The sequence below is a fragment of the Enterobacter cloacae complex sp. IR5428 genome (assembly GCF_049238585.1).
Taxonomy (GTDB): domain Bacteria; phylum Pseudomonadota; class Gammaproteobacteria; order Enterobacterales; family Enterobacteriaceae; genus Enterobacter; species Enterobacter intestinihominis.
In genome coordinates this window covers 111199-124219 of sequence record NZ_JBMKHV010000010.1, presented here as the reverse complement: position 1 = coordinate 124219, position 13021 = coordinate 111199, and the positions used below count along the sequence as shown (strand labels likewise).

General features: G+C 57.5%; 11 protein-coding genes. 7 read left to right on the top strand and 4 right to left on the bottom strand.

The window, feature by feature from the left end:
- Window positions 1–90 precede the first annotated feature (90 nt).
- From deoA to deoD, 3 genes are all read left to right on the top strand, one after another.
- On the top strand, window positions 91–1413 hold the full coding sequence (deoA, locus tag ACOTXC_RS15885) for a thymidine phosphorylase (protein WP_063853315.1): 1323 nt from the start codon (window positions 91–93) through the stop codon (window positions 1411–1413).
- 53 nt (window positions 1414–1466) lie between these two features.
- Window positions 1467–2690 (top strand): phosphopentomutase, encoded by a 1224-nt coding sequence (deoB, locus tag ACOTXC_RS15880; protein ID WP_003856540.1) that lies wholly within the window; start codon window positions 1467–1469, stop codon window positions 2688–2690.
- 125 nt (window positions 2691–2815) lie between these two features.
- Window positions 2816–3535, top strand: a complete 720-nt coding sequence (gene deoD / locus ACOTXC_RS15875) for a purine-nucleoside phosphorylase (protein ID WP_003856538.1) — start codon at window positions 2816–2818, stop codon at window positions 3533–3535.
- 61 nt (window positions 3536–3596) lie between these two features.
- On the opposite strand, the gene lplA is transcribed toward deoD, so the two are convergent.
- Together lplA and ACOTXC_RS15865 are read right to left on the bottom strand one after the other, a co-directional pair.
- Window positions 3597–4613, bottom strand: coding sequence for a lipoate--protein ligase LplA (gene lplA / locus ACOTXC_RS15870; RefSeq protein WP_023305408.1), 1017 nt, complete (start codon window positions 4611–4613; stop codon window positions 3597–3599).
- A 39-nt stretch (window positions 4614–4652) separates the two neighbouring features.
- Window positions 4653–5297, bottom strand: a complete 645-nt coding sequence (locus ACOTXC_RS15865; RefSeq protein WP_015572615.1) for a YtjB family periplasmic protein — start codon at window positions 5295–5297, stop codon at window positions 4653–4655.
- 117 nt (window positions 5298–5414) lie between these two features.
- Between ACOTXC_RS15865 and serB the strand changes: the two genes are divergently transcribed.
- The 3 genes from serB (at window position 5415) to nadR (ending at window position 9112) form a co-directional block, all read left to right on the top strand.
- Window positions 5415–6383: a phosphoserine phosphatase gene (gene serB / locus ACOTXC_RS15860; RefSeq protein WP_003856524.1), complete on the top strand. Its 969-nt coding sequence runs from the start codon at window positions 5415–5417 to the stop codon at window positions 6381–6383.
- A 75-nt stretch (window positions 6384–6458) separates the two neighbouring features.
- Window positions 6459–7844, top strand: coding sequence for a DNA repair protein RadA (gene radA / locus ACOTXC_RS15855; RefSeq protein ID WP_003856523.1), 1386 nt, complete (start codon window positions 6459–6461; stop codon window positions 7842–7844).
- Window positions 7845–7879: 35 nt separating this feature from the next.
- Window positions 7880–9112, top strand: a complete 1233-nt coding sequence (gene nadR / locus ACOTXC_RS15850; protein WP_003856522.1) for a multifunctional transcriptional regulator/nicotinamide-nucleotide adenylyltransferase/ribosylnicotinamide kinase NadR — start codon at window positions 7880–7882, stop codon at window positions 9110–9112.
- 99 nt (window positions 9113–9211) lie between these two features.
- Here nadR and ACOTXC_RS15845 read toward each other — a convergent pair whose 3' ends face one another.
- Window positions 9212–10213: a zinc-binding alcohol dehydrogenase family protein gene (locus ACOTXC_RS15845; RefSeq protein WP_032676682.1), complete on the bottom strand. Its 1002-nt coding sequence runs from the start codon at window positions 10211–10213 to the stop codon at window positions 9212–9214.
- A gap of 107 nt (window positions 10214–10320) precedes the next feature.
- On the opposite strand from ACOTXC_RS15845, the gene ACOTXC_RS15840 reads away from it, so the two are divergent.
- The gene (locus tag ACOTXC_RS15840) at window positions 10321–11220 is read left to right on the top strand and encodes a LysR family transcriptional regulator (protein WP_421767824.1); all 900 of its coding nucleotides are present in this window, start codon (window positions 10321–10323) and stop codon (window positions 11218–11220) included.
- Between the two features lie 128 nt (window positions 11221–11348).
- On the opposite strand, the gene ettA is transcribed toward ACOTXC_RS15840, so the two are convergent.
- Complete coding sequence (ettA, locus tag ACOTXC_RS15835) at window positions 11349–13016, bottom strand: energy-dependent translational throttle protein EttA (protein WP_014882470.1); 1668 nt, start codon at window positions 13014–13016, stop codon at window positions 11349–11351.
- Window positions 13017–13021: the final 5 nt, after the last annotated feature.

The window sequence follows — 13021 nt, the reverse complement described above, 5'->3', positions numbered from 1 at the left end:
GCCGGGTGGCCTACGCTAACCCGGCCTACAGGATCGTAGGGCGGGTCAACATACCCGCCGCCATTCACCCGATTCCGCATGGAGGTTACCGTGTTTCTCGCACAAGAAATTATTCGTAAAAAACGTGATGGTCATGCATTAAGCGACGAAGAGATCCGCTTCTTTATCAACGGCATTCGTGATAACACCATCTCTGAAGGGCAGATTGCGGCTCTGGCGATGACCATTTTCTTCCACGATATGTCGATGCCTGAGCGCGTGTCCCTGACCATGGCGATGCGAGATTCAGGAACCGTTCTGGACTGGAAAAGCCTCAACCTCAACGGCCCGATTGTGGACAAACACTCCACCGGCGGCGTGGGCGACGTGACCTCCCTGATGCTTGGCCCGATGGTGGCAGCCTGCGGCGGTTACATCCCGATGATTTCCGGGCGCGGCCTGGGTCATACCGGCGGTACGCTCGACAAACTGGAAGCCATTCCGGGCTTCGATATCTTTCCGGATGACAACCGCTTCCGCGACATTATTAAAGACGTTGGCGTGGCGATTATCGGCCAGACCAGCTCTCTTGCGCCAGCAGACAAGCGTTTCTACGCGACGCGTGACATTACCGCGACCGTAGACTCCATCCCGTTGATCACCGCCTCTATCCTCGCCAAAAAGCTGGCGGAAGGGCTGGACGCGCTGGTGATGGATGTGAAAGTGGGCAGCGGCGCGTTTATGCCGACCTATGAACTCTCTGAGGCGCTGGCTGAAGCGATCGTTGGCGTTTCCAACGGCGCGGGCGTGCGCACCACCGCACTGCTGACGGACATGAACCAGGTGCTGGCGTCCAGCGCCGGTAACGCCGTTGAAGTCCGCGAGGCCGTGCAGTTCCTCACAGGCGAATACCGTAACCCGCGCCTGTTCGATGTCACCATGGCGCTGTGCGTTGAGATGTTAATCTCCGGCAAGCTGGCCAAAGACGACGCTGACGCGCGCGCGAAGCTTCAGGCGGTGCTGGACAACGGCAAAGCGGCGGAGATCTTTGGTCGGATGGTGGCGGCGCAGAAAGGCCCGACCGACTTCGTGGAAAACTACGCGAAATACCTGCCCACCGCGATGCTCAGCAAAGCGGTCTATGCGGACAGTGAAGGCTTTGTCTCGGCTATGGATACCCGCGCGCTCGGCATGGCGGTCGTGTCTATGGGCGGCGGTCGTCGTCAGGCATCGGACACCATTGATTACAGCGTCGGCTTTACCGATATGGCCCGTCTGGGCGACAGCGTTGACGGCAAACGTCCGCTGGCGGTGATCCACGCGAAAGACGAAGCCAGCTGGCAGGACGCGGCGAAAGCGGTGAAGGCGGCAATAACTCTTGACGATAAAGCACCGGAAACCACACCGACGGTCTATCGTCGTATCACTGAATAGCGGTATACTGATCTGATCGCATTTTTATGAAGCACTAAGTACGGAGAACAATTATGAAACGTGCATTTATTATGGTGCTGGACTCATTCGGCATCGGCGCAACCGAAGATGCAGAACGTTTTGGTGACGTGGGTTCCGATACCCTGGGTCACATCGCGGAAGCCTGTGCAAAAGGCGAAGCGGACAACGGTCGTAAAGGCCCTCTGAACCTGCCAAACCTGACCCGCCTCGGGCTGGTAAAAGCGCATGAAGGTTCTACCGGTAAAATCGCAGCCGGTATGGACGGAAACGCGGAAGTGGTGGGCGCCTACGCGTGGGCGCACGAGCTCTCTTCCGGTAAAGATACGCCGTCCGGTCACTGGGAAATCGCTGGCGTGCCGGTGCTGTTTGACTGGGGTTACTTCTCCGATCACGAGAACAGCTTCCCGCAGGAGCTGCTTGATAAGCTGGTGAAGCGCGCCAACCTGCCGGGCTACCTCGGCAACTGCCACTCTTCCGGTACCGTGATTCTGGATCAGCTCGGCGAAGAGCACATGAAAACCGGCAAACCGATTTTCTATACCTCTGCTGACTCTGTGTTCCAGATCGCCTGCCACGAAGAGACGTTTGGCCTGGATAAACTGTACGAGCTGTGCGAGATCGCCCGTGAAGAGCTGACCGAGGGCGGCTACAACATTGGCCGTGTTATCGCGCGTCCGTTTATCGGCGACAAAGCGGGTAACTTCCAGCGTACCGGCAACCGTCACGATCTGGCCGTGGAGCCACCGGCGCCGACCGTGCTGCAAAAACTCGTCGACGAGAAAGACGGCCATGTCGTTTCCGTAGGTAAAATCGCGGACATCTACGCTAACTGCGGCATCACCAAAAAGGTCAAAGCGACCGGTCTGGATGCGCTGTTCGACGCCACCATCAAAGAGATGAAAGAAGCGGGCGACAAGACCATTGTCTTCACCAACTTCGTGGACTTCGACTCCTCCTGGGGTCACCGTCGCGACGTCGCCGGGTATGCTGCGGGTCTGGAGCTGTTTGACCGCCGTCTGCCAGAGCTGATGGAGCTGGTGGGGGAAGATGACATTCTGATCCTGACCGCTGACCATGGCTGTGACCCGACCTGGACCGGTACCGACCACACCCGTGAGCACATTCCGGTGCTGGTGTACGGCCCGAAAGTCAAACCGGGCTCGCTGGGTCATCGTGAAACCTTCGCGGACATCGGCCAGACGATTGCGAAATACTTTGGTACGTCTGACATGGAATATGGCAAGGCTATGTTCTAAACGGATTGGGTGAGGCCTGATGCCCTCACCCCGACCCTCTCCCACAGGGAGAGGGAGAACAGAATGTAGGCCGGGTAAGGCGCAGCCGCCACCCGGCAAAAACAACAATGTAAAAGGAACTGAAGATGGCAACTCCTCACATTAATGCAGAAATGGGTGATTTCGCTGACGTCGTATTGATGCCGGGCGACCCGCTGCGCGCGAAACACATTGCAGAAACCTTCCTCGAAGACGTGCGTGAAGTGAACAACGTGCGTGGCATGCTGGGCTTCACCGGTACCTATAAAGGCCGCAAAATCTCCGTGATGGGTCACGGCATGGGTATCCCATCCTGCTCCATCTACACCAAAGAGCTGATCACCGATTTCGGCGTGAAGAAAATCATCCGTGTCGGCTCCTGCGGCGCGGTGCGCATGGACGTTAAGCTGCGTGACGTGGTGATCGGCATGGGCGCGTGCACCGACTCTAAAGTCAACCGCATTCGCTTTAAAGATCATGACTTTGCGGCCATCGCTGATTTTGACATGGTGCGTAACGCGGTTGACGCAGCAAAAGCGCTGGGCGTTGACGCGCGCGTGGGCAACCTGTTCTCTGCCGATCTGTTCTACTCGCCAGAAGGCGACATGTTCGACGTGATGGAAAAATACGGCATTCTGGGCGTGGAAATGGAAGCGGCCGGTATCTACGGCGTGGCGGCTGAATTCGGTGCGAAAGCGCTGACCATCTGCACCGTGTCTGACCATATCCGTACTCACGAGCAGACCACCGCTGCCGAGCGTCAGACCACCTTCAACGACATGATCAAAATCGCGCTGGAATCCGTTCTGCTGGGCGATAAAGAGTAATTCTGTCTCTTCCCTCCCTCTCCCTGTGGGAGAGGGTTGGGGTGAGGGCACCAGTTTGCACTTAGCGCACGGCCTGAGCAATCCACGCCGATACATCCCGCAGCTCTTTTTCCTGCTCCGGAAAATCCCCAATTAATGCATCACACTCCTGCTGCAACATATCCGCCCGATACAGACAGCCCTGTAAACGTGCGGCCAGCGCCTCCAGCGGTGCAGGATTGAGACTATCCGTAAAGACCTGCGTGCGGGTAATATGGCCCTTCTCCACGTCAAAGTGCAGCTCAACGCCGCCCCATGTAAATCGCTCATCCAGCAGGTGTGAAAACGCCGGTGCCTGACCGAAGTTCCACTCCCAGCTGCTCTGGCGCGCAAAGGTTTCCGCGAAGTTGGGCAGGTCCGGTGTTTTGTCAGGGGAGATCACTTCAGCTTCTACCCGCTCACCGTAATGTTCGAAGAAGGCTTCACGGATCGCGTCGCAAATCTGCTCATGAGTAATCCCCGGCAGCAGATCCACCAGATTCGCCACGCGACCGCGCACGGAGGTAATGCCTTTCGCCTGGAGCTTTTTCTTGTCCGGGTTCAGATAGTTTGCCAGACGGCTCAGATCGGCATTCAGCAATAATGTGCCGTGGTGGAATCCGCGATCCATCGTTTCGCGGTAGGCTGAGCCTGACACTTTCCGGTCGCCTTCAGGTGTTTTCACCACCAGATCGTTACGACCCGAGGCTTCAGCCGTCACGCCGAGCGAATTGAGCGCGTTGAGCACAATGGAGGTCGAGATGGTTTTGTCGTATTCCGGCTTGCCCGCCATAAAGGTAAAGCAGGTGTTGCCGAGATCGTGGAACACCGCACCGCCGCCGCTGCTGCGGCGCGCCAGGCGGACGTTGTCCTCTTCCATACGGCGGGTGTTACACTCTTTCCACGGATTTTGCGCGCGGCCAATAACGACCGTATCAGCGTTGCGCCAGAGAAACAGGACGCGCTGGGTGGCGGGCATCTGGCGGAAGATGCACTCTTCCACCGCGAGATTAAACCAGGGATCGTAAGAGTCAGAGATAAGCAGGCGTAACGTCGACATGGCAGAGTTCCTTTTCCGAATCATCCGCCTACTTTATCACTATTCTTTCTTCTCGCTCTCTTCCTCTTCGGGAACTGACTTGCTGGCGGTTAACAGGAACGGCGACTGCTGCCAGCGGGTGCGCTTGCCTTGCAGCAGCGTGCGCGCCAGTACCACGCCAATCGCCAGCGAGAGCAGCAGCATCAGGCGCAAAATATTGGTGGTGTTATCCACCTGTTTGGCTTCGGTTGGCAGGGTGTGGGTGTCGAGTGTCAGACGTAAATAGCCGAGTGGGCCATTCTTGCCCTGAATGGGTTCAACGATTTGTTGATTGAAATAACCGCCAGCTTTTTTGCCGTCCAGCGCCAGCCTGTCGCGCACGTCGACATGCTCACCCGCGCGGGCAATCAGGTCGCCCTGTTCATCGTACACACCCGCATCCAGAATGCGGCTGTTTTCCGTAAGCTGGCGCAATACCTGGGCTATCCGCTTGTCATCCGGCGTTTCGGTGCGCATAGACGGCGCAACATTGAGCGTCACCTGGCGCGCCAGCGTACGGGCCAGTTCTTCAAACTGCGGGTTACGCTGTCGTTGGTGATTCTGGCTAAACCAGGATGCCCCCTGCATAAGCGCCACTAATAGTGCGAGACAGATCAGGACAATCACGGCGCGATGAAGCCGGAATTTCAGTTTTGCGCGAGCCATATTCCACCTGCTTAAAATTTACGGCTTAATGTTGCCAGAAGTGATGGTTACAGGGTAGCCTCATGCGTTATTTTCCCTCTGGAACCTTCCGGCGCGAACGAAATTACAGGAGCTTCAATGCCGAACATTACCTGGTGCGACCTGCCAACGGATGTCTCTTTATGGCCAGGATTGCCGCTCTCTTTAAGTGGCGATGAGGTGATGCCTCTCGATTACCACGCTGGCCGTAGCGGCTGGCTGCTGTACGGACGCGGCCTGGATAAGCAACGCCTCACCCAGTATCAAACTAAACTGGGCGCAGCGATGGTCATCGTTGCGGCCTGGTGCGTGGAAGATTATCAGGTTATTCGCCTGGCGGGTTCCCTGACGCAGCGCGCCACGCGTCTGGCGCACGACGCCGGGCTGGACGTAGCCCCGCTCGGCAAGATCCCGCATCTGAAAACGCCGGGCCTGCTGGTGATGGACATGGACTCCACCGCCATTCAGATCGAGTGTATTGACGAGATTGCTAAACTGGCGGGCAGCGGCGAGCTGGTGGCGGAAGTCACCGAGCGCGCGATGCGCGGCGAGCTGGATTTCACCGCCAGCCTGAGACAGCGCGTGGCGACCCTGAAGGGGGCCGATGCTAACATTTTGCGTCAGGTGCGCGATGAACTGCCCCTGATGCCAGGGCTGACGCAGCTGGTGCTCAAGCTGGAGACGCTCGGCTGGAAAGTGGCGATTGCCTCCGGTGGGTTCACCTTCTTTGCCGATTACCTGCGTGACAAGCTGCGTCTGACCACCGTGGTGGCAAACGAGCTGGAGATCATGGACGGCAAACTCACCGGACAAGTGATTGGCGACATCGTGGATGCGCAGTACAAAGCCAATACGCTGACGCGTCTGGCGGAGAAATACGCCATTCCGGTCGAACAGACCGTCGCCATCGGCGATGGCGCGAACGATCTGCCGATGATCAAAGTTGCCGGACTGGGTATTGCCTACCACGCCAAGCCGAAAGTGAATGAAAAGACGGAAGTCACTATCCGTCATGCTGACCTGATGGGCGTGTTCTGCATTCTCTCCGGCAGCATTAATCAAAAATAGCGGCCTGCTTTTGTAGGCCGGGTAAGCGTCAGCGCTATCCGGCGCGCAGACCGCACAGAAATAACGAGGTAAACCGTGGCGAAAGCTCCAAAACGCGCATTTGTCTGTAATGAATGTGGTGCGGATTATCCGCGCTGGCAGGGGCAATGCAGCGCCTGTCATGCCTGGAACACCATCACCGAAGTGCGTGGTGTGGCGGCTTCGCCGAGCGTGGCCCGCAATGAACGCCTGAGCGGCTATGCGGGCAATGCAGGCGTGTCGAAGGTACAAAAACTTTCGGATATCAGCCTTGAGGCGCTGCCGCGCTTCTCAACCGGATTCAAAGAATTTGACCGCGTGCTCGGCGGTGGCGTAGTGCCGGGCAGCGCTATTCTCATCGGCGGTAACCCGGGCGCGGGTAAATCCACCCTGCTGCTGCAAACGCTCTGCAAGCTCGCCGAACAGATGAAAACCCTGTACGTCACGGGCGAAGAGTCACTCCAGCAGGTGGCGATGCGCGCGCACCGCCTCGGTCTGCCGACCGGCAATCTGAATATGCTCTCGGAAACCAGCATCGAGCAGATCTGCATGATTGCCGAAGAAGAGCAGCCGAAGCTCATGGTGATCGACTCCATCCAGGTGATGCACATGGCGGACATTCAGTCGTCACCGGGGAGCGTGGCGCAGGTGCGTGAAACGGCTGCGTACTTAACGCGCTTTGCCAAAACGCGCGGCGTAGCGATAGTGATGGTGGGCCACGTCACCAAAGACGGCTCGCTGGCCGGCCCGAAAGTGCTTGAGCACTGTATCGACTGCTCGGTGATGCTCGACGGCGATGCGGATTCCCGTTTTCGTACCCTGCGCAGCCATAAAAACCGCTTCGGCGCGGTGAATGAACTGGGCGTGTTTGCCATGACCGAGCAGGGGCTGCGCGAAGTCAGCAACCCGTCGGCCATCTTCCTGAGCCGTGGCGACGAAATTACGTCCGGTAGTTCGGTGATGGTGCTGTGGGAGGGGACGCGTCCGCTGCTGGTTGAAATTCAGGCGCTGGTGGATCACTCGATGATGGGTAATCCGCGGCGCGTGGCGGTCGGTCTGGAACAGAACCGCCTGGCGATCCTGCTGGCGGTGTTGCACCGTCACGGCGGCCTGCAAATGGCGGATCAGGACGTGTTCGTCAACGTGGTTGGTGGGGTGAAGGTTACGGAAACCAGCGCGGATCTGGCGCTGTTGCTGGCGATGGTCTCCAGCCTGCGTGACAGACCGTTGCCGCAGGATCTGGTGGTATTTGGCGAAGTAGGGCTGGCGGGCGAAATTCGCCCGGTGCCGAGCGGTCAGGAGCGTATCTCCGAAGCGGCAAAACATGGCTTCCGCCGCGCAATTGTTCCGGCCGCCAACGTGCCGAAAAAAATTCCGGAAGGGATGCAGGTTTTTGGCGTTAAAAAACTCGCAGATGCGTTAAATGTCTTTGACGACTTATAATTACGTATTCGATTTTGCAGGAGGCACCGTAATTTATGTCATCATTTGACTACATCAAGACCGCTATCCGCCAGAAGGGCTGCACGTTACAGCAGGTAGCGGACGCCAGCGGCATGACCAAGGGCTACCTGAGCCAACTGCTGAACGCCAAAATCAAAAGCCCCAGCGCGCAGAAGCTGGAAGCGCTGCACCGTTTTCTGGGGCTTGAATTTCCGCGGATGCAAAAGAACATTGGCGTGGTGTTCGGTAAGTTCTACCCGCTGCATACCGGGCATATCTATCTGATCCAGCGCGCCTGTAGCCAGGTCGACGAGCTGCATATCATCATGGGTTATGATGAAACCCGCGATCGCCAGCTGTTTGAAGACAGCGCCATGTCGCAGCAGCCCACCGTGCCGGACCGCCTGCGCTGGCTGCTTCAGACCTTTAAGTATCAGAAAAATATTCGTATTCATGCCTTTAACGAAGAGGGCATGGAGCCGTACCCGCACGGCTGGGACGTGTGGAGCAACGGCATCAAAGCGTTTATGGAAGAGAAGGGCATTGCGCCTAACTGGATCTACACCTCTGAAGAGTCCGACGCGCCACAGTTCCGCGAGCATCTGGGTATCGAAACCGTGCTGATCGATCCTAAACGCACCTTTATGAACATCAGCGGGGCGCAGATCCGCGAGAACCCGTTCCGCTACTGGGACTACATTCCGACCGAGGTGAAGCCGTTCTTCGTGCGTACGGTGGCGATCCTCGGCGGCGAGTCGAGCGGGAAATCGACGCTGGTGAATAAGCTGGCGAATATCTTCAATACCACCAGTGCGTGGGAGTATGGCCGCGATTACGTCTTCTCACACCTCGGTGGTGACGAGATGGCATTACAGTATTCCGACTACGATAAAATCGCGCTCGGTCATGCCCAGTACATTGATTTTGCGGTGAAATACGCCAATAAAGTCGCCTTTATTGATACCGATTTCGTCACCACGCAGGCGTTCTGTAAAAAGTACGAAGGACGCGAGCACCCGTTTGTGCAGGCGCTGATTGATGAATACCGCTTTGATCTGGTTATCCTGCTGGAAAACAACACCCCATGGGTAGCCGACGGCATGCGCAGCCTGGGCAGCTCGGTGGACAGGCGTGAGTTCCAGACCATGCTGGTGGAGATGCTTAACGAGAACAACGTTGAGTTTGTGCATGTGGAAGAGTCGGATTACGACACCCGTTTCCTGCGCTGCGTCGAGCTGGTGAAAGAGATGATGGGTGAGCAGGGGTAAAAAACTTACCCCTCACCCCAAAGGGGAGAGGGGATCGCACGGAGCTGTCTTTACCCTCTCCCCCGTGGGGAGAGGGCAGGGTGAGGGGGAACAAACCACTCAGAACTCAACCACCACTTTCCCACGCATATGCCCCTCCAGCACCATGCGGTGCGCTTCGGTAATGCTTTCCACGCTCAGCCCGTGCAGCGTTTCGCTGAGCGAGCTTTCCACCACGCCGTTATCCACCAGCTTCGCCACCTCATTTAAAATCTCGCCCTGGCGCGCCATATCCGCGGTTTGGTACATGCTGCGGGTGTACATAAATTCCCAGTGCAGGGCGGCAGATTTGGACTTCAGCTTGTCCTGGTTTAGCGGATGCGCATTTTCAACGATGGAACAAATGTGTCCCTGAGGGGCAATCAGATCGCTGACCGCATCCCAGTGCCCGTCGGTGTCGTTGAGGATAAAAATGTAATCCACAAAGGTGAGCCCCTGTTTCGCCAGTTCACCCTTCAGGTCGCGGTAATCTACTACAACGTCAGCCCCGCGATCGCGACACCATCGGGCGGAATCTTCTCGTGAGGCGGTTGCGACGATCTTCACCTTGCTGTTGTGCTTCGCAAACGGGATCGCCAGCGATCCGACTCCACCCGCGCCGCCAATTATCAGCAGCGTTTTATCTGCGTCGGCATCCTGAATCTTCAGCCGTTCAAACAGGCCTTCCCACGCGGTGAGCGCCGTCAGCGGCAGTGCTGCCGCAGAGGCCCAGCCAAGGTTTGCAGGCTTGTGCCCGACAATGCGCGCATCGATAAGCTGGTGCGTGGTATTGCTGCCCGGTCGGGTGATATCCCCCGCGTACCATACTTCGTCACCCGGTTTGAATCCGGTGACGCCAGCCCCGACGGCTTTGACGATCCCGCTGGCATCCCACCCGAGAATGCGCGGCTCCTTCAGTCCGCTTTTGGCAATGCCTGCATGTACTTTGGTATCCACCGGGTTTACGGAGACGGCTTTCACCTCCACCAGCAGATCGTACTCGCCGGGCTGCGGCATCGGCGGGGTAATTTCAACGAAGGTGGAGGGATTTTCTGGGTTAACGGCAATGGCTTTAACAGACATGATGTTCTCCTCAATGAATGCGTTGTGTTGAGGCTAGTCTATTAAGTGGTCAGTTGCATGATAAGATGGACAATCAAGAACTCAGCGTTCGTACAGGGTGAACAATCATGTTTAAACAGCTACAGGATATGGCGCTGTTTGCGCTGGTGGCTGAGATGGGCAGCTTTACTGCGGCGGCGCAGAAGGCTGAACTGCCGAAATCCAGCGTCAGCCAGCGCATTAGCCAGCTGGAGCAGCAGGTGGGGATCCGCCTGCTTAACCGCACGACGCGCAGAATAAGCCTGACGTTTGCGGGCGAGCACTATCTGGTGAACTGCCGCGAGATGCTGGCGGCCAGCGAGCGCGCGGAGTATGCCATTCAGCGGCTGCGAGAAAACCCCAGCGGACGGCTGAGGATCACCTGTCCGGCAGGGATTGGCGCGACGCTGCTGGCGCATATGAATGCCGAGTTCCAGCTTCGCTACCCTGACGTGTCGCTGGATGTATCAATTTCAGACGATGTGGTAGATCTGGTCGAGTCGGGTTTTGACGTGGCGCTGCGCACCGGCAAACCGCAGGATTCTTCCCTGATTGGTCGCATGATTGGGCACTGTCCGCGCTACATGCTGGCCTCGCCTGACTATCTGGCACGTCGGGCGCCGTTAATCCATCCCCGACAGCTGGTGGATCACCGCTGCATTACGCACCGGGCATGGTCGGAGTGGCTTCTGCGAAGCGAGAGTGAGGATTACCGCTACCTGCCGGATAACGCCCACATGACGGATAACCTGGTGTACGCCCGAGAATGCGCCATTGCCGGGGCGGGGATCACGCTGTTACCCGCATTCCTGCTGGAAGATAAAATCGAAAAGGGCGCGCTGGTAAAGGTGCTACCGGAGTGGCGCGTTGAGGGGAACGATCTCTGGCTGGCCTATCCGAGCCGTAAGCTCAATTCGCCTGCGCTGATGAGCTATATCGACTTTGCGATGCAGTTTGATGAGGTGAAGCGGTATTACGTGGGCAAATAAAAAAGCCGGGTGGCGGCTTCGCCTTACCCGGCCTACACACTGTGCGGCCTGATGCCCTCACCCAGGCCCTCTCCCACGCGGAGAGGGAACAAACATAAAAAACGGCAACCGAAGTTGCCGTTTTGCTTTTATTTCGCAATACGCTTGTACTTAATACGCTTCGGCTCCAGCGCGTCTGCGCCCAGCGTGCGTTTCTTGTACTCTTCGTATTCGGTGAAGTTACCTTCGAAGAACTCCACTTTACCTTCGTCCTGGTAGTCCAGAATGTGGGTCGCGATACGGTCAAGGAACCAGCGGTCGTGCGAGATAACCATGGCGCAGCCCGGGAATTCCAGCAGGGCGTTTTCCAGCGCGCGCAGGGTTTCGATGTCCAGGTCGTTGGTAGGTTCGTCGAGCAGCAGAACGTTGCCGCCAACCTGAAGCAGCTTCGCCAGGTGCAGACGACCACGCTCACCGCCAGACAGCTCGCCCACGCGTTTGCCCTGGTCGGTGCCCTTGAAGTTAAAGCGGCCAACATAGGCGCGGCTTGGCATCTCGGTGTTGCCGATACGCATGATATCCAGACCGCCGGAGACTTCTTCCCACACGGTTTTGCTGTTGTCCATCGCGTCACGGAACTGGTCAACGGAGGCCAGCTTCACGGTCTCACCCAGGGTGATAGAGCCGCTGTCAGGCTGTTCCTGACCGGACATCATGCGGAACAGGGTGGATTTACCCGCGCCGTTCGGACCGATGATGCCGACGATAGCGCCTTTCGGTACGGAGAAGGTCAGATCGTCGATCAGCAGGCGGTCGCCGTATGACTTACGCAGGTTGGTCACTTCAACCACTTTATCCCCCAGACGTGCTCCAGGCGGGATAAACAGTTCGTTGGTTTCGTTACGCTTCTGGTATTCGGTGTTGTTCAGCTCTTCGAAGCGTGCCAGACGGGCTTTGCCCTTGGACTGACGGCCTTTCGCGCCCTGACGCACCCACTCCAGCTCTTTCTCAATAGATTTACGGCGCGCCGCTTCCTGAGACGCTTCCTGCGCCAGACGCTGATCTTTCTGTTCCAGCCAGGAGGAGTAGTTACCTTCCCACGGAATACCTTCGCCGCGGTCCAGCTCCAGGATCCAGCCCGCCACGTTGTCGAGGAAGTAGCGGTCGTGGGTAATTGCCACCACGGTGCCTTCGAAGTCGTGCAGGAAGCGTTCCAGCCACGCCACGGATTCCGCATCCAGGTGGTTGGTCGGTTCGTCGAGCAGCAGCATGTCTGGTTTTTCCAGCAGCAGGCGGCACAGCGCCACGCGGCGGCGTTCACCACCGGAGAGATTCGCGATTTTCGCATCCCAGTCCGGCAGACGCAGGGCATCTGCCGCGCGCTCCAGCTGCACGTTCAGGTTGTGACCGTCGTGCGCCTGGATAATCTCTTCAAATTTGCCTTGCTGAGCGGCCAGTTTGTCGAAGTCCGCATCCGGCTCGGCGTATTTGGCATACACTTCATCCAGACCTTTCAGGGCGTTAACCACTTCGGATACCGCTTCTTCAACGGATTCACGCACGGTGTGTTCCGGGTTCAGCTGAGGTTCCTGCGGCAGGTAGCCGATCTTGATGCCAGGCTGCGGACGGGCTTCACCTTCGATGTCTGTATCGATGCCGGCCATGATGCGCAGCAGGGTGGACTTACCGGCACCGTTGAGACCCAGAACACCGATTTTTGCGCCCGGGAAAAAGCTCAGCGAGATATTTTTAAGAATATGACGTTTCGGCGGGACAACTTTGCCGACACGATGCATGGTATAAACGAATTGAGCCACGTTGG